The following is a 23,842-nucleotide window of genomic DNA, read 5'->3' on the forward strand; positions in this document are numbered from 1 at the left end:
TTCAGTATCGTGTTGCGGACCGGAATGCTCCGGGCCTGAAATTCTGTTAAAGCGCAGCTTTACTGACTTCCGCTGCAACCCGGTCGGTCGCATCGGGGATCGCTACGGCACGCGCTTTTTCTGCCATTTGCAGTAAAGTCGGTCGATCCCAACGGGCCAGCGTGTCTGCCACACCCTCCGCAGTAAACTGCGGCTGTTCATAAATTTTGGCGGCGCCCGCCTGCTCCAGCGGTATCGCATTCCAGTACTGCTGGCGGTCTTTATGCTGAAACGGTACAAAAATCGCCGGTAAGCCTGCGGCGGCGACTTCACTGACCGTCAGCGCACCTGAACGGCAAACGACGACGTCTGCCCAGGCGTAGGCCGCAGCCATATCGTCGATAAATTCGGTGACTTTATGCTGCGTCAGGTTCAACTGCTCATAAACCTGATTCACGCCTTCCAAAGCGCCCTTCCCTACCTGGTGCCAGAGGGTAACTGAGTCACCCAACAGCGCCGCAACCTGAGGCATGGTCTGGTTCAGCACCCGCGCGCCCTGGCTTCCGCCGATGATCAGCACGCGGATTGGGCCGCTGCGGTTGGCCAGACGTTCAGCCGGTAACGGCAGCGCCAGCACATCGGTACGCACCGGGTTGCCAACAACGTCCGCATTGGGGAATGCGCCGGGGAATGCCTGCATCACCTTTTTGGCAATTTTCGCCAGCCATTTGTTGGTCAGGCCGGCAATACCGTTCTGCTCATGCAGCACCACCGGGATGCCGCAGCTCCAGGCCGCTAAGCCACCCGGACCGGAAACGTAGCCGCCCATCCCCAGCACCACATCCGGCTTGTAGGCCTTCATGATGGCTCTGGCCTGACGCACCGCGTTGAAAATACGCAGTGGCGCGGTGAGCTGCGCCTTCAGGCCTTTACCGCGCAGGCCGGAGATCCGGATAAAATCGATGTCGATGCCGTGCTTAGGAACCAAATCGGCTTCCATACGATCCGCCGTGCCCAACCAGCGAACCTGCCAGCCCTGATCCATCAGATGATGCGCAACCGCCAGCCCGGGGAAAACGTGCCCACCGGTTCCGCCAGCCATGACCATCAGTCGCTTCCCTTTCATCGACTACCCCGCGTAAACGCCTGCGCTTTTGCCAGACGCGTTTCATAATCAATACGTAACAAAAACACGATGGCGGTCGACATGATGATCAGACTCGAACCACCGTAACTGATCAGCGGCAACGTCAGACCTTTGGTCGGTAACATGCCCGCTGCAGCGCCAACGTTAACCAGCGCCTGGAAGCTGAACCACACGCCAATCGAGCACCCAAGGAAGCCGGAAAAACGCTGGTCAAGCTCAAGCGCACGACGACCAATGGACATCGCGCGAAAAGCGACGAAGAATACCATTAACAGGGCTAAAACCACACCGATATAACCCAGTTCCTCACCGATTATGGAGAAGATAAAATCGGTATGTGCCTCCGGCAGATATTCCAGTTTCTGCACTGAATTTCCCAGCCCCTGGCCCCAGAATTCCCCACGACCAAAAGCCATCAGAGACTGGGTCAGCTGGTAGCCGCTGCCGAACGGATCTTCCCAGGGATTCCAGAAGGACGTGACGCGGCGCATACGGTACGGTTCGGCCACAATCAGCAGGCAAACCGCGAAAATACCGGAGCCGATGATCGCCAGGAACTGCCAGAGTTTGGCCCCGGCGAGGAACAGCATCGCCAGCGTGGTGACGAAGAGCACCACCACCGTACCCAGGTCAGGCTGAGCCAGCAGTAACACCGCCAGCACCACCATCACGCCCATCGGCTTACAGAAGCCCCAGAAGTTGTTACGCACCTCTTCCACCTTGCGCACCAGATAGCTTGCCAGGTAGCAGAATAACGACAGCTTGGAGAGCTCTGCGGGCTGAATACGCAGCGGACCCAATGCAATCCAGCGTGAGGCGCCGTTGACCGAGCTGCCCACCACCAGCACCACTAACAGCATCACCACCGTCACCAGCAGCATGATGTTGCTGTAACGCTGCCAGAAATCCATCGGCACGCGCAGCGTTACCAGCGCCATGCCGACCGCCAGCGCAATATAGAACGCATCACGCTTGGCAAAGTAGAACGGATCGTCAGACAAACGCTGACCGACCGGCATTGACGCCGAGGTCACCATCACAAATCCAATGATCGCCAGACCGATGGTCAGCCACAGCAGCGTGCGATCATAAAGAACCATCGAGCTGGCGTCGCTCTCGCGTGGGCCCATCACCCAATCTTTCAGACGATTCGTGACGCCACCGGCAAGGCTTAATCCTGGTAAACGCATCAGCCAAGCTCCTTTGCCAGTTGAGTGAACGCGTCGCCGCGCTGCTCGAAGTTTTTAAACTGGTCCAGGCTGGCGCAGGCTGGGGAAAGCAGCACCATATCGCCCGGCTTGACCTGCGTGGCGATCTGCTTCATCGCGTCTGCCAGCGTTTCTGTGCGTACGGCGATTTCAGGACGCAGTTCAGCCAGCGCTTGCGCATCACGACCAAAGCAGTAAGTGCGGACGTTATCGCCCTGCAGGTAGCGGGTCAGCGGGCTGAAATCAGCCGACTTGCCATCGCCACCCAGCAGCAGCCACAAGGTGCCCTGCACCTGCAGTCCGTTCAACGCCGCTTCAGTACTGCCGACGTTGGTGGCTTTAGAGTCGTTAATCCAGCGCACGCCGTTACGATCCAGCGCAATCTGGAAGCGGTGCGCCAGCCCGCTAAAGGTGGTTAAGGCTTTCAGGCTGGATGCCAGCGGCAGACCAACGGCCTCAGCCAGTGCCAGCGCAGCCAGCGCATTGGTCTGGTTATGCTGTCCAACCAGCGTCATGTCGCTGGTTTTCATCAGGTTGACACCCTTCACGTTCAGCCAGCTCTCGCCTGATTCCGTTGCGAGGTGATAATCGCCGGCGTTGATGCCAAAGCTGACGCAGCGCGCATCCCGTCCACGGACCGGGAAGGTCATCGCATCATCGGCGTTGACCACGCAGACGGCAGCGTTTTCATAGACGCGCAGTTTGGCGGCACGGTACTGCTGCATGCCTAACGGATAGCGATCCATATGATCTTCAGTAACATTGAGGATCGTTGCCGCGGCGGCCTTCAGGCTTGCGGTTGTTTCCAGCTGGAAGCTCGACAGCTCCAGCACATACAGTTGAGCCGGTTGCTCCAGCAGCATCAGCGCAGGCAAACCAATATTGCCTCCCACGCCAACCTGCCACCCGGCCGCCTTCGCCATATCGCCCACTAAGGTGGTCACGGTACTTTTGCCATTGGAGCCGGTGATCGCCACGATCGGCGCCTGGGCTTCACGGCAGAACAGCTCGATATCCCCGATGATTTCCACACCCGCTTGCGCGGCATCCATTAACGACGGATGCGCCAACGCCATACCCGGGCTGGCAACGATCAAATCAGCGGCCTGCAACCAGCTGTCATTCAGCGAACCCAACCAGCGCTCAACGCTGGCGGGCAGTTTATCGAGGCCCGGCGGGGCGACACGGGTATCCATCACGCGTGGCGTCACGCCGCGCGCTAAAAAGAAATCAACACAGGAGAGCCCGGTCAGGCCCAACCCGATAATGACCACTTTTTTACCCTGATAGTCAGCCATTGTTACCGCACCTTCAGTGTTGCCAGGCCAATCAGCACCAGCATCAGAGAAATAATCCAGAAGCGCACAATCACGCGCGGCTCCGGCCAGCCTTTAAGTTCGTAATGATGGTGGATCGGCGCCATACGGAAAATGCGCTGACCGCGTAATTTGAAGGAACCCACCTGCAGGATCACCGACAGGGTTTCAACCACAAACACGCCGCCCATGATCACCAGCAGGAATTCCTGACGCAGCAGCACGGCAATGGTGCCCAGCGCGCCGCCCAACGCCAGAGAGCCGACATCGCCCATAAAGACCTGCGCCGGATAGGTGTTGAACCACAGGAAACCCAGACCGGCTCCGACGATCGCCGTACAAACGATCACCAGCTCGCCGGCATGGCGCAGATAGGGGATGTGCAGGTATTCAGCAAACTTGACGTTACCCGTTGCCCAGGCGACCAGCGCAAAACCGGCGGCGACAAACACGGTCGGCATAATGGCCAGGCCATCGAGACCATCGGTCAGGTTAACGGCGTTGCCGGTGCCGACAATCACGAAGTACGCCAGCACCACATAGAACAGGCCCAGCTGCGGCATGATGTCTTTGAAGAACGGCACCACTAACTCAGTGGCTGGCGTCCCTTTACCGGCGATGTACAACCCGAAGGCGACACCCAGCGAGATCACCGACATCCAGAAGTATTTCCAGCGGGCGATCAGCCCTTTGGTATCTTTACGCACCACTTTGCGGTAGTCGTCGACAAATCCGATGATGCCGAAGCCGACTAATACCACCAGCACGCACCAGACGTACGGGTTAGAAGGATAAGCCCACATCAGCACGGATACGGTGATGGAGAACAGGATCATCACCCCGCCCATCGTCGGCGTGCCGCGTTTGCTGAAGTGTGATTCCGGACCGTCGTTACGGACGACCTGACCAAAGGACATTTCCTGCAGACGGGCGATCATTTTCGGCCCCATCCACAAAGAGATAAACAGGGCGGTCAGCAGGCTGACAATGGCGCGAAACGTCAGATAGGAAAAGACGTTGAAGCCAGAATAAAAAGTGACCAAATGTTCGGCCAGCCAGACTAGCATGTTCCTTTCTCCTGTAAGCTCTGTACTACCTGCTCCATGGCGGCACTACGCGAACCTTTGACTAAAATAGTGATGACGCCATGCTCAGCGAGCAGCGTCTGCAGACGTGCCGTAACGGCCGCCTTGTCTTGTAAATGCTCTCCTGCGCCGCTGGCTTCACTGATAAGGTGACTCATCTTGCCAACGCTCAGAACTTTATCGATTCCTGCCAGCCGTGCGGCTTCGCCCACTTCGCGGTGGCACTCTTCTGCCTCATCGCCCAGCTCGCCCATATCGCCTACCACCATCACGCGGTAACCCGGCATCTCGGACAGCACCTGTGCGGCAGCCGTCATTGAACCGACGTTGGCGTTGTAACTGTCATCCAGCAGCAGTTTGTTCTCAGCCAGCGCTACCGGATATAAACGTCCCGGTACGGCCTGAAGATGGCTTAATCCTTTCTGGATAGCGCTTAATGGGGCATCGACCGACAATGCCAGTGCCGCAGCGGCCAGCGCATTGGCAATATTGTGGCGTCCCGGCAGCGGGAGCTGAATGGCGATGCTGCCAGCAGGCGTGATCATCACGAAGTGCGTACCGCTGCTGGTGACCTTAACGTCGGTCGCGGAGAAGTCGCTGTCAGCTTGCGGCGCGGAGGAAAAACGCCAGACCGTTTTGCTGTGCAGGGAGTGCTGCCAGTGCGGCCAGTCATTGCTGTCTGCATTGAGGATCGCCGTGCCGTTGATTGGCAATCCCTGGAAAATTTCGCCTTTGGCTTTAGCCACACCCGCCAGCGATCCAAATCCTTCCAGGTGCGCGGCCGCCAGGTTATTCACCAGCGCCGTTTCTGGACGGGTAATTTCTGTGGTGTAGGCAATTTCGCCCTGATGATTGGCACCCAGCTCGACGACTGCATATTGATGCGAGGCATTCAGGCGCAACAGGGTCAGGGGCACCCCGATATCATTATTCAGGTTTCCTGCGGTATAGAGCGTCTCGCCACATTCACGAAGAATGGCGGCCGTCATCTCTTTCACCGAGGTTTTACCTGAGGATCCGGTCAGAGCCACCACGCGCGCGGTGGATTGCTGACGCACCCAGCCGGCCAGCTGACCCAGCGCGATGCGGGTATCAGCCACCACGACCTGAGGCACAGCCACAGTTAAGTGCTTACTAACCAAAAGTGCGGATGCACCGGCTGCCATCGCCTCCCCCACAAAGTCATGGGCATCAAAACGTTCACCCTGTAGGGCGATGAACAGGCAACCCGCGCTGACTTTGCGAGTGTCGGTGGTGACTTCATCGACGGACAGGTCACCACCGAACAGTTTGCCGCCAGTTAAGTCGGCCAGCTTTTGCAGAGTCAGTGTAATCATGCGATCACTCCCAGCAGACGGGCGACCGTAATGCGGTCTGAGTAGTCCAGTCGGCGGTTGCCAACTATCTGATAATCTTCGTGGCCTTTGCCGGCTACCAGCACGATGTCGCCGTCCTGCGCCTGCATCACCGTGTTAGTGACCGCTTGCGCGCGTCCTGGCATAACGCGAGCGCGACCGGCATCCAGCAGCCCGCTCAGCACATCGGCGACGATAGCTGCAGGATCTTCGCTGCGCGGATTGTCATCGGTGATCACCACCACGTCAGAGAATTGCTCGGCGATAGCACCCATAAGTGGGCGCTTACCTTTGTCACGATCGCCGCCGCAGCCAAAGACGCACCACAGTTTGCCTGTACAGTGCAGACGCGCGGCTTCCAGCGCCTTTTCCAATGCATCCGGCGTGTGGGCATAATCCACCACCACCGTCGGCTTGCCTGGTGCACTAAACACTTCCATACGGCCCGTCACCGGCTGCAGTTGATTGCCGGTGGCAATCAGCGAATCCAGCGGATAACCCAGCGCCAGCAGCGTGCCTAACGCTACCAGCAGGTTACTGACGTTGAACGCGCCCATCAGGCGGCTCTCAATTTCCCCTTCGCCCCAGCTGGAATCGAAGCGGATTTTAGCGCCGTTGTCGTGGTAATCGACTTCTGTCGCCTGCAGCCAGCGGCCATGGCAGCCGGGATCAATGTTGTCTTCCATGGTGACCGCGACCGCATCCGGCAGCTTCTGCAACCAGCGGCGACCGACTTCATCATCGGCATTGACGATGATCTGGCCGACCTGATGTTCAGAGAACAGCAGCCATTTCGCGGCTTCGTAGCGCGCCATATCACCATGATAATCAAGGTGGTCACGGCTCAGATTGGTGAAAGCGGCCGCGGCGAAAGGCAGTGCCGCAACGCGATGCTGTACCAGACCGTGCGAAGAGATCTCCATCGCCGCCAGCGTCGCGCCCTGCTCGACCAGTGAGTGCAACGTTTGCTGAACCTCAACCGCAGAACCGGTGGTGTTTTCTGCCGGAACAAGATGGCCGTACAGGCCATTGCCCACGGTACCCATCACCGCCCCGGTTTCACCCAGTAACTGGCCCCATTGCGCCAGCAGTTGCGTCGTCGTGGTCTTACCGTTGGTGCCGGTCACACCAATCAGACGGAGCTTATCGCCCGGCTGCTGGTAGAAGCGTCCGGCCAGCGCCGATAAACGCTGCGAAAGCTGTGCGAGATAAATCACCGGCACGCCGTGCATTTCGGTGATGTCGCCATCTTCAGCTTCACCCTCTGCATCGGCTATCACTGCGGCAACGCCCTGGGCGATAGCTTGTGGAATAAAGCGGCGACCATCGGCCGCATGACCTTTAATCGCGACGAACAGATCGCCGGACGCAGCCTCGCGGCTGTCCAGGATCATTTCATGCAGCGCCCGCTCAGGTGCTCCAGGCACCCACGGGGCCAGTAAGTCGCGCAAACTACGATCGGTCACTGGATCCCTCTCTTCTGTTCTCTACCATCTCGGTTTTTTCCGTCGGTGTCGGTGGCAGCGCATCCGGTTCAATATTCATGGTGCGCAGTACGCCGCCCATGATCGCGCCAAACACCGGTGCAGAAACTGCACCACCGTAATATTTGCCACCCTGTGGATCGTTAATCACCACAACCAGCGCAAAACGAGGACGGCTTGCAGGTGCAACACCTGCGGTATAAGCGATGTACTTGTTAACGTATCCGCCATCCGGCCCGACTTTCTTCGCGGTACCCGTTTTAATGGCGATACGATAGCCCTTGATGGCGGCCTTCACGCCGCCGCCGCCCGGCAGAGCAACGCTCTCCATCATATGCATGACGGTGCGGACCAGCTCTTCAGGGAAGACGCGTTCACCCGCCACCGGCGGATCAACTTTGGTAATAGACAGCGGGCGCAGAACGCCATAACTGCCAATCGTTGAGTAGACTCGCGCTAACTGTAACGGCGTTACCATTAGCCCGTAGCCGAAAGAGAAGGTGGCCCTCTCTATGTCAGACCACCGTTGTTTTTGAGGATATAAGCCACTGCTTTCTCCGACCAACCCCAAATTGGTCGCCTTACCCAATCCAAAGCGTGCGTAAGTATCTACTAACGCTGAGGATGGCATCGCTAACGCCAGCTTTGAAACACCGACGTTACTCGATTTCTGCAGAACCCCGGTCAGGGTCAGTTCGTTGTAGCGCGCCACGTCTTTGATTTCATGGCCATTGACGCGATACGGAACGGTATTCAGCACGCTGTTTTCTTTCACCACGCCACGTTGCAGCGCGGTCATCACCACCATCGGTTTCACGGTAGAACCCGGTTCAAAGATGTCGGTGATGGCGCGGTTACGCATCACGTCTTTGGTGGTGCCAGTGAGATTATTGGGGTTGTAAGCCGGGCTGTTCGCCATTGCCAGCACTTCGCCGGTGTTGACATCAACCAGCACTGCGGTGCCGGACTCGGCTTTATTGAAGGCCACCGCGTTGTTGAGTTCGCGATAGACCAGCGCCTGTAAACGTTCGTCGATGCTCAGCGCGAGATTATGCGCAGCACGACTGTCGACCGAGGAGATGTCTTCAATCACGCGGCCGTGACGGTCTTTACGCACCGTTCGCTCACCCGGTTGGCCGGTCAGCCATTTATCGAAGCTTTTCTCAACGCCCTCAATCCCCTGGCCATCAATATTGGTAAAACCGATCAGGTGCGAGGTGACCTGGCCTGCCGGATAGTAACGGCGTGACTCTTCGCGCAGGAAGATGCCGGGCAGCTTCAGTTTTTTGATGTAATCGCCAATGGCAGGATTGACCTGGCGCGCCAGATAGACGAAGCGGCCTTTCGGATTGGCGTTGACTCGGGCGGCAAGCTGGTCCAGCGGAATGGACAGGGCATCCGACAGCGCTTTCCAGCGGCTATCAAGAGTAATACCGCCCTTATCGTGAAGTTCTTTCGGGTCAGCCCAGATAGCATTGACCGGCACGCTGACCGCCAGAGGGCGTCCGGCGCGGTCGGTAATCATGCCGCGAGACGTTGGCACCGCCTGCACGCGAAGCGAACGCATATCGCCTTCGCGCACCAGCTTGTCCGGGTTGATCACCTGCAGATAAGCCACACGTGAGAGCAGGAAGACCAGGCCAAGGAAAATGCAGCCGCACAACAACGCAAAACGCCAGCTTACAAAGCTGGCCGGATTCTCGCTGCGTTTAACCTTCTTGTTGCTTGCGGCTTTCATTCAGTCCCTTAAGGTTGTACCACGATGTTTTCCTGCGATGGATCGACATGCTGCATTTGCAGTTTTTCCGTTGCCGTCCTCTCAACCCGGCTGTGATCGCCGAGGGCATTCTCTTCCAGGATCAGGTTGCGCCATTCGATATCCAGCGCATCCCGCTCCAGCACTAACTGTTCGCGCTGTGCGGTGAGCAGGCGCGTTTTATGCGCCGTGGTCACCACTAACACCGCTGAGATCAGCACAGCGACAGCGAGGATCACCGGGATTTTACCGTGGCGAAGGATATCGCCGCCGATCACGCCCGGTAAGCTGTGTCGCTCGTTGCCAATCATGACGCCGTCCTCTCTGCGACGCGTAATACTGAACTGCGGGCGCGTGGATTCTCTTTCACTTCCTCGTCACCCGGCATCATTTTGCCGAAGGCTTTAAGGTGGCGGCCACCCAGCTTAGCCAGCTGCGCTTCGGTCATCGGGATCCCGGCTGGGACCTGAGGTCCGCGACTCTGCTCGCGCATAAAGCGTTTAACGATGCGGTCTTCCAGTGAATGGAAGCTGATCACAGATAAACGACCTTCCGGTGCCAGAGCCGTCAGCGCGCCTTTCAAGGCCTGCTCAATCTCTTCCAGCTCGCTGTTGACCCAAATACGAATTGCCTGGAAGCTGCGGGTCGCCGGGTGCTTAAACTTGTCTTTCACTGGCGTGGCGGCGTAGATCACATCCGCCAGCTCTTTGGTGCGCGTCATCGGCTGTTCGCGGTTGCGTTCAACGATGGCGCGGGCAATACGCTTGGCAAAACGTTCTTCGCCAAAGGTCTTCAGCACAAAAGCGATATCGCTCTCTTCAGCCTGCAGTAACCACTGCGAAGCCGACTGTCCTTTGGTGGGATCCATGCGCATATCCAGCGGTCCATCACGCATAAAGGAGAACCCGCGTTCGGCATCATCCAGCTGCGGCGATGACACGCCAAGATCCAGCAGAATGCCGTCGATCTTGCCGGTCAGACCGAGTTCGTCGGCATAGTCTGCCAGCGCGGAAAAAGGGCCATGGATGATCTGGAAACGTGGGTCAGTGATCTCTGCGGCGGCGGCAATCGCCTGCGGATCGCGGTCTATGGCATAGAGACGGCCGTGCTCTCCCAGTTGAGAGAGGATCAGGCGCGAATGTCCACCTCGTCCAAAGGTGCCATCGAGATAAATGCCGTCAGATTTAATGTTAAGGCCATTTACCGCCTCATCTAACAGCACCGTGGTATGTTTGAAATTATCCTGCATAGCTATAGTGACAAATCCTGCAAACGCTCAGATAACGGTTCCTGAGTCGACTGCTCTGCGTCAATATCCTCCCTGACTTGTTGATACCAGGTCTGTTCATCCCACAGCTCAAACTTGTTGAACTGTCCAACCAGCATCACTTCTTTGGTCAAATTCGCATGCTGACGTAGCGTTGTGGCTACCAGCAAACGACCTGCATTATCCATCTGACACTCGCTGGCATGTCCCAGTAACAGGCGCTGTACGCGGCGTTCTGCCGGGTTCATGCTCGATAAGCGGGCCAGTTTACGTTCAATAATTTCCCATTCGGGCAGGGTATAAAGCAGCAGGCATGCCTGGTGAAGGTCAATGGTACACACCATTTGCCCTTGTGATTCCCCGATCAGCGTTTCGCGATAGCGCGTGGGCACGGCGAGCCGTCCCTTGCTGTCGAGATTGACTAACGTTGCCCCACGGAACATGCCAGCCTCACCCTCCAGTTACCCCTGTTCACCACTTTACACCACAATTTCCCACCAAAGGAGTTTACGGAGCGAAGGAAAACATTGTCAAGGCGCAGCAGAGGTTGGAGAGAATTATTTCTGAGCCAGTTAAAACTGGAGGGAGTTAAAAAGAACGCGGTCTGGTCAGGAATTTAAAAATAAACTAATGAATAGTGGCAGGAAATTCTGCGGTAAAATTAGATTGTTCAAAAATATGCCAGTTCTACGCCGTAAATTCCTCACCCTCAACTTTGCGACATGGACGGCATTTTAGGGTATATCCTAAGAGATTCCTACCTCAGTCGCGCTGCGCCTGAGCTTCTGTCGACTGGTTTGTCCTAAATTTTTAATAATCAGGAAGATTTAGATAAATGATAAGCGGCGGACTGATTCGCCTTTACTTTTATTTACGTGAATCCTGGTCACAGAAAACTCACGACAATTTAGCAGTTGTTAACGCAGGCTGATTTTTGCCAGGCAATCAAAAAGAAAAAAGGCAGTCAGGCTGCCTTTTTATGTGGAAATGTTAACTCGCTTTACGGCTTAACCTGCCCCGCCGATAAAGATTACGCCGGATTCGCGTTAATCCTGGCTTCGGTTTTCGCGGTTCATCCAGACTCGCCAGCACCAGCTCAAGCACCCGTTCGGCCACATCCCGATGACGCTGGCCGACCGCCAGCACCGGACAATCGAGGAAATCCAGCAGCTCATGATCGCCGAAGGTGGCAATCGCCAGATTGCTTGGCAGACGTCCCTCACGTTTCAGCGTCACGTCCATCACGCCCTGCAACAGGCCGAAGGAAGTGGTAAACAGCGCATCGGGCATATCGTGCGTCTCCAGCCACTTCTCGAACAGCGCGGCTGCCGCGGTCCGTTCAAAGCTGTTGGCGTAGATAAAGTCGATGGTGCGTTCGTCCCCTTTCCAGGCATCCCGGAAACCCATCTCGCGCAGGAAGCTGACGGATAACTCAGGTAAGGCCCCCATAAACAGAATCGATTCGACCGGTTGCTTGCGCAATTCCGCAGCCAGCATTTCGGCGTCGTCCTGATCGGCACCGACCACGCTGGTGAAGTGCTCGCGATCCAGCGCACGGTCAAGGGCGATGATCGGTAAGGGATCGTTGATCCAGCGCTGATAGAAAGGATGTTCCGGTGGTAACGACGTTGAGACGATGATCGCATCAACCTGACGCTGCAACAGATGCTCCACGCAGCGCATTTCGTTATCGGGCTGATCTTCAGAACAGGCAATCAGCAGTTGGTAGCCGCGCTGACGCGCCTGTCGTTCAAGGTAATTCGCAATACGCGTGTAGCTGGTATTCTCCAAATCAGGAATAACCAGCCCTATCGACCGCGTACGCCCCGCACGGAGCCCGGCAGCCACCGCGTTGGGATGGTAATTATGCTCGCGCACGACTGCCATGACCTTTTCGACGGTTTTGTCGCTGACACGATACTGCTTAGCTTTGCCGTTAATAACATAGCTGGCAGTCGTGCGCGAAACACCGGCCAGGCGCGCAATTTCATCCAGTTTCACAATAACCCCACGCTAGCACCGTGACGGCGCAGAAAATAGCCACGTCCCGGCTATGGATAAGAGATTTGTTACATCTAACAGCAGAACAGTTTAGCGAGCAACCGCTTTTACTTCTGTGCGTTAGCTTTCAGACAAAAAATAAAAAACCCAGCATTACGCTGGGTTAGCAGAAGAGAGCGATAATCACCGGGCGTGATTAACGCATAATGCGGTCACCACGAGAAACGCCGACGATACCGGAGCGGGCGACTTCAACAATTTCCGCCACTTCGCGCACGGTGTTGAGGAACGCATCCAGCTTATCGCTGGTGCCGGTAAGCTGAACCGTATAAAGCGAAGGCGTCACATCCACAATCTGGCCACGGAAGATCTCAGCGCTGCGTTTCACTTCTTCGCGGCCGTAACCGGTAGCCTGAACTTTCACCAACATCACTTCACGTTCGACGTAAGCGCCCTGACCCAATTCCGTCACGCGCAGTACGTCCACCAACTTGTGCAGCTGCTTTTCGATCTGTTCCAGCACCTTGGCATCACCCACGGTTTGAATGGTCATGCGCGAAAGCGTTGGGTCATCGGTCGGTGCCACGGTCAGGCTTTCAATGTTGTAGCCACGCTGGGAGAACAGGCCAACCACGCGGGACAATGCGCCGGATTCGTTTTCCAGCAGTACTGATAAAACACGACGCATAATTAAGTCCTCTCCGTTTTGCTAAGCCACATTTCGTCCATTCCCCCGCCGCGGATATGCATCGGGTAGACGTGCTCAGTGCCATCGACGTTAACATCGACAAACACCAGACGCCCTTTACCTAACTCTTCCAGTGCCTGAGTCAGCTTGGCTTCCAGATCCTCCGGCCGGCTGATATTGATGCCGACGTGGCCATAAGCTTCTGCCAGTTTCACAAAGTCAGGCAAAGATTCCATATAAGACTGTGAGTGACGGCCAGAGTAGATCATGTCCTGCCACTGTTTCACCATGCCCAGCACGCGATTGTTCAGGCTCAGCACCAGCACCGGCAGATCGTACTGCAGCGCGGTGGACAGTTCCTGAATGTTCATCTGGATGCTGCCGTCGCCGGTCACGCACACCACCGTGGCTTCGGGTACCGCCAGCTTGACGCCCAGCGCAGCGGGCAGGCCGAAGCCCATCGTGCCGAGGCCACCGGAGTTGATCCAACGACGCGGTTTGTCGAACTGATAATAGAGCGCGGCAAACATCTGGTGCTGACCCACGTCGGAGGTGACATAGGCTTCACCATGGGTCAGACGGCAGATGGTTTCGATAACCGCCTGAGGTTTGATCTGCTCACTCTTACGATCGAACTCCAGACACTGGCGGGAACGCCATTGATCGATGCTCTGCCACCAGTCGCGAAGACTGTCGAAATCCTGCTGCTTGTCACCCTGTTCCAGTAGCTCAAGCATCTGCGTCAGCACCTGCTTAGCATCGCCGACGATCGGCACATCTGCCGGCACAGTCTTGGAAATAGACGTCGGATCGATGTCGATATGCAGCACGGTAGCATTCGGGCAGTATTTCGCCAGATTGTTGGTGGTGCGGTCATCAAAGCGCACACCGACGGCGAAGATTACGTCAGCATTATGCATGGTCATATTGGCTTCGTAGGTGCCGTGCATACCCAACATGCCGACGCTCTGGCGATGGGTGCCGGGGAAGGCGCCCAGGCCCATCAGCGAACAGGTGACCGGCAGGTTAAGTTTTTCGGCGAGTTGACGAAGCTCATCATCACATGCGGAAGTGATTACGCCGCCGCCGGCATAGATCACCGGCTGTTTCGCCGCCAGCAAGGTCTGCAAGGCGCGCTTAATCTGGCCTTTGTGTCCCTGAGTGGTCGGGTTGTATGAGCGCATGCTGACTTCATCTGGCCAGACATACGGTAATTTGTTCGCCGGGTTCATCATGTCTTTCGGCAGATCGATCACCACCGGACCAGGACGTCCGCTGGCAGCCAGCCAGAATGCCTTTTTCATGATGGTCGGAATATCTTCAGCCGACTTGACCATAAAGCTGTGCTTCACCACCGGGCGGGAAATCCCGACCATGTCGCACTCCTGGAAAGCATCGTAACCAATCAGTGAGGAAGGCACCTGGCCGGAGAGCACGACTAATGGGATTGAATCCATATAAGCAGTGGCGATGCCGGTGATGGCATTGGTCGCACCTGGGCCGGAGGTGACCAGCACCACGCCCACTTCACCGGTGGAACGGGCGTAGCCGTCCGCCATGTGCACCGCGCCCTGCTCGTGACGAACCAGTATATGATCGATGCCGCCGACGGTTTGTAGCGCATCATAGATATCAAGTACTGCCCCGCCGGGGTAGCCGAATACATGTTTAACGCCCTGATCGATCAACGATCGGACGACCATCTCGGCTCCTGACAACATCTCCATTTTTGCCTCCAGGCTCTTAAGGTGCTGAATTATCGTATAGGCAGATAAGGTCAAAACCTGTGTTTATGCAAAGACGCTGGAAATCATTTCCAGAATCCAGGTACAGGGTGAATCCCTGGCTATTTTTATGCGTTGATGGACGTACCATAACCGTAGAAAAGTTGGCAGGCAAACCTGCAAGCACGGCTTTTAACGAATACCAGGTCCGCAAGGCACTACCGCTAATGGGGACTTGTCGACAAATACACTGACCAAAGGCTGAAAGAAAAGCGGTTTGTTCTGGTGAGCAATTCTTTTGCAGTGTGATCGTTTTGTTATCAAAACGCTCACAGCCTTAATTCAAGCTCACCTGTTCAAACATCGCGCCTAATTTAGTTTTATCTGCTGCCAGCATTTAATTATCAAACATATTTAGCTGAAGAGAAGTGGCATAAGCCTCAAAGCAAGCCATAAGATTTTCCTATGCAAGCCATTGATTAACCGCTTTTTTAAAGGCCAGCCTGGCGCGAATAATCCGGCCGCATTTCCCGCTGAAAAATATCCCTGTTTGCCCGCCTTCCTTTTTGTTCTGCTCACGGGCTTCCCCCCAGAATATCTTTCCTGAGCCACGTTGGCTGCCGCCGTTATAACCTTACGGCGAAGGTTGACATCGCCCCCGCAAATCAAGTATCAATAAGGGAACAGCAAATTTATGAGGTCTGAAGACATGATTCGTACCGTTCGCCTACTCGGTCTACTACTAAACGCATCCCAATTGCGCGGTAGACTTGTGGGCGAAGAAATGAATCAGTGATTCAGGCTTACAAACCTAAAGAACCCGCGCCGATGCGCGGGTTTTTTTATGCTCGTAGCACTGGTAAAGCAAACACGACAAGGAATATCCCGATGAGCCAACAAGTTATTATTTTCGATACCACTCTGCGTGATGGCGAACAGGCCTTACAGGCCAGCCTGAGTGTGAAAGAAAAGCTGCAGGTCGCCCTGGCGCTGGAGCGCATGGGTGTGGACGTGATGGAAGTGGGTTTCCCAATTTCTTCCCCCGGTGATTTTGAATCCGTCCAGACCATTGCGCGTCAGATCAAAAACAGTCGTGTTTGCGCCCTCGCCCGCTGCGTAGAAAAAGATATCGATGCCGCCTATGAAGCCCTGCGCGTGGCCGAGGCTTACCGTATCCATACCTTCCTGGCCACCTCGCCAATGCATATCGCCACCAAGCTGCGCAGCACGCTGCCCGAAGTGATTGAGCGCGCGGTAACCATGGTGAAACGCGCCCGTAACTACACCAACGACGTGGAATTCTCCTGCGAAGATGGCGGACGTACGCCGATTGACGATCTGTGCCGCGTGGTGGAAGCGGCGATCAACGCCGGTGCCACCACCATCAACATCCCGGACACCGTGGGCTACACGCTGCCGGAAGAGTACAGCAACATCTTCGCGCAGCTGCGTAATCGCGTGCCGAACATTGATAAAGCCATTCTGTCCGTGCATACCCATGACGATTTGGGCATGGCCACCGGCAACGCCATTGCCGCCATTCAGGCCGGTGCGCGTCAGGTTGAAGGCACCATCAACGGTCTGGGCGAACGTGCCGGTAACTGTGCGCTGGAAGAAGTGATCATGGCGATCAAAACCCGCAGCCAGTTGATGAATGTGAATACCAACATCCATCACCATGAGATCTACCGTACCAGCCAGCTGGTCAGCCAGATTTGTAATATGCCAATCCCGGCAAACAAAGCGGTAGTCGGCACCGGTGCCTTCGCTCACTCTTCCGGTATCCACCAGGATGGCGTGCTGAAGAACCGCGAAAACTACGAAATCATGACCCCGGAATCTATCGGCCTGAATAAAATCCAGCTGAATCTGACCTCCCGTTCTGGCCGTGCCGCCGTGAAGCACCGCATGGATGAGATGGGCTATAAAGAAAACGACTACAACCTGGATAACCTGTACGACGCGTTCCTGAAGCTGGCTGACAAGAAAGGCCAGGTCTTCGACTACGATTTGGAAGCGTTGGCCTTCATTAATAAGCAGAACGAAGAGCCGGAACATTTCCGTCTGGATTACTTCAGCGTGCAGTCAGGCTCAAGCGTGATGGCGACCGCGTCGGTCAAACTGGCCTGCGGTGAAGACGTGAAGTCCGAAGCAGCAACCGGTAACGGTCCTGTCGACGCGGTTTATCAGGCGGTTAATCGCATTACCGATTTCGATGCCGAGCTGGTTTCCTATCAGCTCACGGCAAAAGGCCACGGCAAAGATGCGCTGGGCCAGGTGGATATCGTGGTGAAATACAACGACCGCAAATTCCATGGCGTCGGTCTGGCAACGGATATCGTCGAGTCTTCGGCGAAAGCGATGATCAATGCCCTGAACAACATCTGGCGCTCGCGTCAGGTTGAGCAAGAGTTGCAGCGCAAATCTCAAACAACCGATCATAAGGAAGTGGTGTAATCATGTCAGGCTCTTACCATATTGCAGTATTGCCCGGTGATGGCATCGGCCCGGAAGTGATGGCTCAGGCCAGTAAAGTGCTGACTGCCGTTCGTGAGCGCTTCAACCTGCGCATCACCACCAGCGAATATGACGTTGGCGGCATCGCCATCGATCGCCACGGCGAGCCTCTGCCGGCGGCGACGGTAGCCGGTTGTGAACAGGCTGATGCGATCCTGTTTGGTTCTGTTGGTGGTCCAAAATGGGAACACCTTCCACCGGCCGAACAGCCAGAGCGCGGGGCGCTGCTGCCCCTGCGTAAGCACTTTAAACTGTTCAGCAACCTGCGCCCGGCCAGCCTGCATAAAGAGCTGGAAGCCTTCTGCCCACTGCGCAGTGATATCGCCGCGAAAGGCTTTGATATCCTGGTGGTGCGTGAGTTGACCGGCGGCATCTATTTTGGTCAGCCAAAAGGCCGCGAAGGCAGCGGCCAGCACGAGCGCGCGTTCGATACCGAGGTCTATCACCGTTTTGAGATTGAGCGCATTGCCAGCATTGCCTTCGAGTCAGCGCGCAAACGTCGCAATAAAGTGACCTCAATCGACAAAGCGAACGTCTTGCAGTCATCGATCCTGTGGCGCCAGATTGTGAATGAAGTGGCGAAGGATTATCCGGACGTTGAACTGAGCCATATGTATATCGATAACGCCACCATGCAGCTGATCAAAGAGCCGTCGCAATTCGACGTGATGCTTTGCTCCAACCTGTTCGGCGATATCCTGTCCGATGAGTGTGCGATGATCACCGGCTCGATGGGCATGTTGCCTTCCGCCAGCCTGAACGAGCAGGGTTTTGGCCTGTTTGAACCGGCAGGTGGATCGGCCCCGGATATCGCAGGCAAGAACATCGCCAACCCAATTGCCCAGATCCTGTCACTGTCGCTGCTGCTGCGCTTTAGCCTGAATGCCGCAGACGCCGCCGATGCGATTGACCAGGCCATCAGCCGCGCGTTGGCTGAAGGTCACCGTACTGGCGATTTAGCCGGTGGCGGCCAGTCCGTCGGCACCGAGGAAATGGGGTCGATTATCGCCCGTTACATTCGCGAAGCCTGATTATGAAAACATTATACGAGAAGCTGTTTGATGCGCATCTGGTGCACGAAGCGCCAGGCGAGACGCCACTGCTGTATATCGACCGTCATCTGGTGCATGAAGTGACCTCCGCGCAGGCCTTCGATGGTCTGCGTGCACACAACCGCCCGGTGCGCCAGCCGTCAAAGACCTTCGCCACCATGGATCACAACGTCTCTACCCAGACGCGTGATATCAATGCGAGCGGTGAGATGGCGCGGATCCAGATGTCAATGCTGATCAAAAACTGTGAAGCCTTCGGCGTGCGTTTGTATGACCTCAAGCACCCTTTCCAGGGCATCGTGCATGTGATCGGTCCTGAGCAGGGCCTGTCCCTGCCGGGTATGACCATCGTCTGTGGCGACTCGCATACTTCCACTCACGGTGCCTTTGGCGCACTTGCGTTTGGTATTGGCACCTCAGAAGTTGAGCATGTGCTGGCCACCCAGACGCTGAAGCAGTCCCGCGCCAAAACCATGAAGATTGAAGTGGTGGGACAAACCGCGCCGGGCATCACCGCCAAAGACATTGCGCTGGCGATCATTGGCAAAACCGGCAGCGGCGGCGGCAATGGCCATGTGGTCGAATTCTGTGGTCCGGCGGTAGAAGCCCTGAGCATGGAAGGCCGCATGACGCTGTGCAATATGGCGATTGAACTGGGCGCGAAAGCAGGCCTGGTTGCGCCGGACGACACCACCTTTGATTACGCCCGTGGCCGCCAGTTTGCGCCGAAAGGGGCGGAATGGGATGAAGCGGTCGCCTGGTGGCGGACGTTGAAATCCGACAGCGGTGCGCACTTCGACAAAGTGGTGACCTTAAATGCGGCGGACATCGCGCCACAGGTTACCTGGGGCACCAATCCCGGCCAGGTGATCGCCGTTAACGAGCGGATCCCCGATCCGGCCTCATTCAGCGATCCGGTTGAGCGTGCCTCAGCCGAGAAGGCGCTGGCCTATATGGATTTGCAGCCTGGCATCCGGCTGACCGAGGTGAAGATCGACAAAGTCTTTATCGGCTCCTGCACCAACTCACGTATTGAGGATTTGCGGGCGGCGGCATCGGTGGTGAAAGGCCACAAGATTGCGCCGGGCGTTCAGGCCTATGTCGTGCCGGGATCGGGTCCGGTCAAAGCGCAGGCGGAAGAGGAAGGTCTGGATAAAATCTTCCTTGATGCCGGTTTTGAATGGCGCTTACCGGGCTGCTCAATGTGTCTGGCAATGAATAACGACCGTCTGAATCCCGGTGAGCGTTGCGCATCCACCAGCAACCGCAACTTTGAAGGTCGTCAGGGCCGCGGCGGCCGCACGCATCTGCTGAGCCCGGCAATGGCTGCGGCTGCGGCGGTAGCAGGCCATTTTGCTGATATCCGCGAACTGATTTAAAGAGGCTGTATGGCGAAGAAATTTACCCAACATACCGGCATCGTGGTGCCGATGGATGCGGCAAACGTCGATACCGATGCGATTATCCCGAAGCAATTTTTGCAGATGGTGACGCGCACCGGTTTTGGCCGCAACCTGTTTTACGACTGGCGTTACAGCGATGCAGAAGGCCAGATCCCCAACCCGGATTTCGTGCTGAACAAGCCCGCATTTCGCGGTGCCAGCATTATGCTAACGCGGGAAAACTTTGGCTGCGGCTCCTCCCGTGAGCATGCGCCCTGGGCACTGACTGACTACGGTATTCAGGCGATTGTCGGCAGCGATTTTGCCGATATCTTTGCCAATAACTCGTTTAACAATCAGCTGCTGCTGGTGTCATTAAGCGAGGAAGAGGTGGACACGCTGTTCCAGCTGGTTGCCGCACAGCCAGGCGTGGAAATCACCGTCGATCTGGAAAAGCAGGAAGTCATCGCCGATGGCAAGCACTACGCGTTCAGCATCGACAGCTTCCGCCGACACTGCCTGATCAACGGGTTGGATAACATTGGCCTGACGCTACAACATGACGCCGACATTACGGCGTATGAGAAAACCCAGCCGGCCTTTCTGCGTTAGTGACCCTCACGGGCGGAAGCACTTCCGCCCGAACGTCCCTCAGACATCCTTCACTTTGGCCGACATCACCAGCGCCCCAATCGACAGTACCAACGCCGCCCAGTAAACCGAATAATGGCCAAAGGTTTCCGCCAGCGCGCCCTGAATCACGCCCGCCAGAATCACCCCCGTCGAAATACTGTTGGTAAATAATGTGGTCGCCGCACCGGGCCTTCCCGGCATCAGATCCTGGAAATAGAGCATGCCAATCCCGGCGACAATACCAATAAAGATGGCATTAAAGATCTGCAAAGCCATTAGCGCCGCTTTGTCGTGGAACACCACCAGCCCCAGATAGAATATCGCCCCGGACGCCACCGCAAACAGCATCATTTTGCGTTTACCGAAGCGCTTCACATAATGGCCCGCCAACAACATCGCCGGGATTTCCAGCCCGGCCGCCACGCCCATCAGCAATCCAGCCAGCTTATCCGGCAACCCCAACACGCTGCTGATATACAGCGGCATATCGATGATATACATGGTGTTGCAGGTCCACATCAGCAATGAAGCCATAAACAGCAGCCGCACATCTTTATTCTTCCACGCGCTGATTTGGGTGATCACCACTTCAGGCGGTTGTTCCACGCGCGGCACCGACGGCAGCGCAAACCAGATCAGCGCCACACAGACCACAAACAGTCCGGCGGCAATCAAAAACATGGTGGTGAAGCCGTAATTCAGCGCCAGCGCAAAGGACAACGGCGGCCCGACTACCCAGGCCAGTGACAGTTGGGCACGCATCACCGAACTGAACATCACCACCTCTCGGGCCGAGCTGTCAGCATATTCGCGGGCAAGGGCAAAGATTTGCGGCATTGACACGCTGGCCAGCGCGGAGAGCAGCACGCCAAAGGTAATCAGCGTCAGATAGTCACGGTTGAAGGCAAAGATCAGCGCGTTGCCAATCGCCATCACGCAGCAAAACAGGATCAGCATGCGGCGGTCGCCCCGGTTGTCCGAGCGCTTTGCCAGCAGAATGCTCACCGCAATGCCGGCTATCGCATTGATGGTGTAAAACAGCCCGACCCAGAACGGACGAACGGCCACTTCACGGGTCAGAAACAGACTAAGCGTCGGAGCCTGAAGCGCACCCGCCACGCCCACCATAAACGACACGGCCATAAAGGCGACGTAAACAGGATTGATACGGCGACGGCGCGTGAGGAGCGATTTCATAGCTGATCCTTCAAAAAAAGTCGCCACAGAGGTGAGTCGACAAACAGCAAGCATAGAAGAAAACATGGAGCAGCGAAAAAAGCCAGCAAGGTATTAACCCGGCTGGCTGGTGAAAGGCACCATACTCAGAATCATCAATGTCAGAGCGCATTCGAAGAATGTCTCCCGCTCTTTCATCTGCGGGCATTATCGTCCTAATATAAGGAAGAAAAAACAGACTGCTTTCTGATAAGGCTTCCTCTTTTATGTCTTCTGCCCGCTTACAACAACAGTTTATCCGCCTGTGGCAGTGCTGCGAAGGCCAGCCGCAGGAGACCACGCTCAACGATCTGGCGGTACAACTGAGCTGCTCCCGCCGGCATATGCGCAATCTGCTGAATGCGATGCAGGAACAGGGCTGGCTGGACTGGCAGGCTGAAGCCGGGCGCGGAAAACGTTCAAAGCTCAGCTTCCATTACACCGGGCTGGCATTGCAACAGCAGCGGGCGGAAGAGTTGCTGGAGAACGATCGCATCGACCAGCTGGTGCAGCTGGTGGGCGATAAAAACGCGGTCAGACAGATGCTGATCTCGCATCTTGGCCGCAGTTTCCGCCAGGGGAAACATATCCTGCGGGTGATGTACTATCGCTCGTTACTGAATCTGTTACCCGGTACGCCGCTGCGTCGTTCTGAAACCCACCTTGCCCGTCAGATTTTTAGCAGCCTGACGCGGATAAATGAGGAAAATGGGGAAATCGAAGCCGATATTGCCCACCACTGGCAGCAGCTTTCTCCGCTGCACTGGCGGTTTTATCTGCGCCCGGCGATCCACTTTCATCATGGCCGTGAGCTGGAGATGGCCGACATTATCAGCACCCTTGAGCGACTGAAGCCCCAACGCCTTTATGCCCATTTCGATCGCATTGAGTCCTCGGCGCCCTGGACGCTGGATATTCATCTGCATCAGCCCGACAACTGGCTTCCCTGGCTGCTGGGCAGCGTCAGCACCATGATCCTGCCAAAAGAGTGGCCATTCCTCGCGGACTTCGCCCGTCAGCCGATTGGCACCGGCCCGTATGCGGTGGTGCGCAATCAGACCACCCAACTGAGGATCCAGGCGTTTGATGACTATTTTGGTTACCGCGCGCTGATTGATGAAGTGAATATCTGGGTGCTGCCGGAAATCAGTGATGAGCTGGTTTATGCCGGGGTTAAGCTGGAAGGCAAAGGGCTGGAAGAAAAGTCAGAAGAGAGTCGTCTGGAAGAAGGCTGCTATTTCCTGCTTTTTGACCAGCGATCCGAACAGGGTCGCGATGAACACATCCGTCGCTGGGTCAGCACGCTGTTCAACCCGATCGCCCTGCTGAATCATGCCGGTATTGGCTATCAACGCTACTGGTTCCCGGCTTATGGCCTGCTGCCGCGCTGGCATCATCGCCGCGATATGGCTGCCAGCCAGAAGCCCGACGGGCTGACCACCCTGACGCTGACCTGGTATAACGATCACGTCGAGCATCAGGGCATCGCCAATGCGTTACGGCCGATCCTCGCCGAACAGGGCGTGGAGTTGATCACCCAACAGGTCGATTATGACGTCTGGCACCGTGGCGAAGCCGAAAGCGATATCTGGCTCGGCAGTGCCAACTTCACCCTGCCGCTGGAATTTTCGGTGTTTGCGCTGCTGTACGAAATCCCGCTGGTGCATCATTGCGTCACGCTGGACTGGGAAGAGGATGCGCAACGCTGGCGCGAACAGAAGCTGCCGCTGGCCGACTGGGGCAAGCAGCTGATCAACACCTGGACGCTGCATCCGCTGTTCCATCACTGGCTGCTGCTGGAAGGTCAACGCAGTATGCGCGGGGTCAGAATGAATATGCTGGGCTGGTTTGATTTTAAATCCGCCTGGTTCGCCCCTGACGACGCATGATGCTTTCGTTACCCAGCGGAAATCACTAGAATAGGCCGTTCTCAACGGGGTGCGTTCGCGGTGTTTCACTGCCAGCGCTGAGACAAACCCGTCGAACCTGATCCGGATAATGCCGGCGTAGGGATTTGAGACTCTCCAGATTGC

General features: G+C 56.3%; 19 protein-coding genes and 1 riboswitch. Of the genes, 5 read left to right on the forward strand and 14 right to left on the reverse strand.

The features are described 5' to 3' along the window. Positions 1-46: 46 nt before the first annotated feature. The 13 genes from murG to ilvI form a co-directional block, all read right to left on the reverse strand. Positions 47-1,105, reverse strand: a complete 1,059-nt coding sequence (gene murG, locus ACXKZG_RS18655) for an undecaprenyldiphospho-muramoylpentapeptide beta-N-acetylglucosaminyltransferase (protein ID WP_013200756.1) — start codon at positions 1,103-1,105, stop codon at positions 47-49. Then, complete coding sequence (gene ftsW, locus ACXKZG_RS18660; protein ID WP_013200755.1) at positions 1,102-2,316, reverse strand: cell division protein FtsW; 1,215 nt, start codon at positions 2,314-2,316, stop codon at positions 1,102-1,104. Before ftsW ends, murG begins: the two co-directional genes overlap by 4 nt. Further along, positions 2,316-3,632: a UDP-N-acetylmuramoyl-L-alanine--D-glutamate ligase gene (murD, locus tag ACXKZG_RS18665; RefSeq protein ID WP_488875254.1), complete on the reverse strand. Its 1,317-nt coding sequence runs from the start codon at positions 3,630-3,632 to the stop codon at positions 2,316-2,318. The genes ftsW and murD overlap by 1 nt, the downstream gene beginning before the upstream one ends. A gap of 2 nt (positions 3,633-3,634) precedes the next feature. Next, a complete protein-coding gene (gene mraY / locus ACXKZG_RS18670; RefSeq protein ID WP_013200753.1) occupies positions 3,635-4,717 on the reverse strand; it encodes a phospho-N-acetylmuramoyl-pentapeptide-transferase in 1,083 nt (360 codons plus the stop codon). Further along, a complete protein-coding gene (gene murF, locus ACXKZG_RS18675) occupies positions 4,711-6,072 on the reverse strand; it encodes a UDP-N-acetylmuramoyl-tripeptide--D-alanyl-D-alanine ligase (protein WP_488875255.1) in 1,362 nt (453 codons plus the stop codon). Before murF ends, mraY begins: the two co-directional genes overlap by 7 nt. Beyond that, positions 6,069-7,556 (reverse strand): UDP-N-acetylmuramoyl-L-alanyl-D-glutamate--2,6-diaminopimelate ligase, encoded by a 1,488-nt coding sequence (murE, locus tag ACXKZG_RS18680; RefSeq protein ID WP_488875256.1) that lies wholly within the window; start codon positions 7,554-7,556, stop codon positions 6,069-6,071. The genes murF and murE overlap by 4 nt, the downstream gene beginning before the upstream one ends. Then, the gene (locus tag ACXKZG_RS18685) at positions 7,543-9,312 is read right to left on the reverse strand and encodes a peptidoglycan glycosyltransferase FtsI (protein WP_013200750.1); all 1,770 of its coding nucleotides are present in this window, start codon (positions 9,310-9,312) and stop codon (positions 7,543-7,545) included. Before ACXKZG_RS18685 ends, murE begins: the two co-directional genes overlap by 14 nt. Positions 9,313-9,320: 8 nt before the next feature. Continuing rightward, a complete protein-coding gene (gene ftsL / locus ACXKZG_RS18690; RefSeq protein WP_013200749.1) occupies positions 9,321-9,641 on the reverse strand; it encodes a cell division protein FtsL in 321 nt (106 codons plus the stop codon). Further along, positions 9,638-10,579 carry a 16S rRNA (cytosine(1402)-N(4))-methyltransferase RsmH gene (gene rsmH / locus ACXKZG_RS18695; protein WP_013200748.1) on the reverse strand — a complete coding sequence of 314 codons (942 nt, stop codon included), beginning with the start codon at positions 10,577-10,579 and terminating at the stop codon, positions 9,638-9,640. Before rsmH ends, ftsL begins: the two co-directional genes overlap by 4 nt. Before the next feature lie 2 nt (positions 10,580-10,581). Continuing rightward, complete coding sequence (gene mraZ, locus ACXKZG_RS18700; protein ID WP_013200747.1) at positions 10,582-11,040, reverse strand: division/cell wall cluster transcriptional repressor MraZ; 459 nt, start codon at positions 11,038-11,040, stop codon at positions 10,582-10,584. A 547-nt stretch (positions 11,041-11,587) separates the two neighbouring features. Continuing rightward, entirely contained in the window at positions 11,588-12,598 is a 1,011-nt protein-coding gene (cra, locus tag ACXKZG_RS18705) for a catabolite repressor/activator (RefSeq protein ID WP_013200746.1), read from the reverse strand. A gap of 196 nt (positions 12,599-12,794) precedes the next feature. After that, positions 12,795-13,286: an acetolactate synthase small subunit gene (gene ilvN / locus ACXKZG_RS18710; RefSeq protein WP_013200745.1), complete on the reverse strand. Its 492-nt coding sequence runs from the start codon at positions 13,284-13,286 to the stop codon at positions 12,795-12,797. 2 nt (positions 13,287-13,288) lie between these two features. Next, positions 13,289-15,013, reverse strand: a complete 1,725-nt coding sequence (ilvI, locus tag ACXKZG_RS18715) for an acetolactate synthase 3 large subunit (RefSeq protein WP_134823474.1) — start codon at positions 15,011-15,013, stop codon at positions 13,289-13,291. An 885-nt stretch (positions 15,014-15,898) separates the two neighbouring features. Here ilvI and leuA point away from each other — a divergent pair. Genes leuA through leuD form a run of 4 tightly spaced genes read left to right on the forward strand, consistent with a single transcriptional unit; the run spans position 15,899 to position 20,573 of the window. After that, on the forward strand, positions 15,899-17,467 hold the full coding sequence (gene leuA, locus ACXKZG_RS18720) for a 2-isopropylmalate synthase (protein ID WP_488875257.1): 1,569 nt from the start codon (positions 15,899-15,901) through the stop codon (positions 17,465-17,467). Positions 17,468-17,469: 2 nt separating this feature from the next. Continuing rightward, positions 17,470-18,558, forward strand: a complete 1,089-nt coding sequence (gene leuB, locus ACXKZG_RS18725) for a 3-isopropylmalate dehydrogenase (protein WP_488875258.1) — start codon at positions 17,470-17,472, stop codon at positions 18,556-18,558. A 2-nt stretch (positions 18,559-18,560) separates the two neighbouring features. Beyond that, positions 18,561-19,958, forward strand: a complete 1,398-nt coding sequence (gene leuC / locus ACXKZG_RS18730; protein WP_488875259.1) for a 3-isopropylmalate dehydratase large subunit — start codon at positions 18,561-18,563, stop codon at positions 19,956-19,958. 9 nt (positions 19,959-19,967) lie between these two features. Then, a complete protein-coding gene (gene leuD / locus ACXKZG_RS18735; protein ID WP_013200740.1) occupies positions 19,968-20,573 on the forward strand; it encodes a 3-isopropylmalate dehydratase small subunit in 606 nt (201 codons plus the stop codon). Between the two features lie 39 nt (positions 20,574-20,612). Here leuD and ACXKZG_RS18740 read toward each other — a convergent pair whose 3' ends face one another. Continuing rightward, positions 20,613-21,791, reverse strand: coding sequence for a sugar efflux transporter (locus ACXKZG_RS18740; protein ID WP_013200739.1), 1,179 nt, complete (start codon positions 21,789-21,791; stop codon positions 20,613-20,615). 245 nt (positions 21,792-22,036) lie between these two features. On the opposite strand from ACXKZG_RS18740, the gene sgrR reads away from it, so the two are divergent. Beyond that, complete coding sequence (sgrR, locus tag ACXKZG_RS18745) at positions 22,037-23,698, forward strand: HTH-type transcriptional regulator SgrR (protein ID WP_488875260.1); 1,662 nt, start codon at positions 22,037-22,039, stop codon at positions 23,696-23,698. Between the two features lie 35 nt (positions 23,699-23,733). Further along, positions 23,734-23,840, forward strand: a riboswitch (TPP riboswitch). Positions 23,841-23,842 lie beyond the last annotated feature (2 nt).

This window comes from Erwinia sp. 2186, assembly GCF_057812255.1.